Source organism: Rhodococcus sp. P4_F3_2, from assembly GCF_056401335.1.
The window spans coordinates 1-375 of record NZ_JBFUJN010000289.1 but is presented as its reverse complement, the minus strand read 5'-3'; the positions used below and the strand labels follow the sequence as shown (position 1 = coordinate 375).

1 protein-coding gene is annotated in these 375 nt (G+C 31.5%); it reads right to left on the bottom strand.

Annotation, left to right across the window (positions count from 1 at the left end; translation table 11 throughout):
• The coding region (locus AC1DWA_RS33785) for a reverse transcriptase domain-containing protein (protein ID WP_477917914.1) at positions 1-355 on the bottom strand (355 nt) is incomplete at its 3' end.
• Between the last annotated feature and the right edge of the window lie 20 nt (positions 356-375).

Sequence of the window (375 nt, the reverse complement as noted above, 5' to 3'; positions counted from 1 at the left end):
TGATAGAGTTGAGTTTAGATACTTCCATCCTACTGCAATTTTTCTGAATTACTTTGATTTGACTTTTGATTTTATTGATTGTATGTTGTTTTGCCTTATCACACATATTGCTTTGACAGACGTATTTATTTCTCTTTTTCTTAACTTTAAGGACGAAGCCTAAAAATTCAGTTCCTTTTTTCCTTACATTGGTTATTTTGGACTTTTCTTGGCTTATGTCTAAATCCAATCTTTCTTTTAACCATTGTTTGGTTGCTTTATATATCCTTTGAGCTATTTTGTAGTCCCTGCAGAAGATTTTAAAGTCATCTGCATACCTTACTAGCCATATTTCTTTGAGATTTGTGCTTTTCATCGCTCTATATTTGTGTAAGC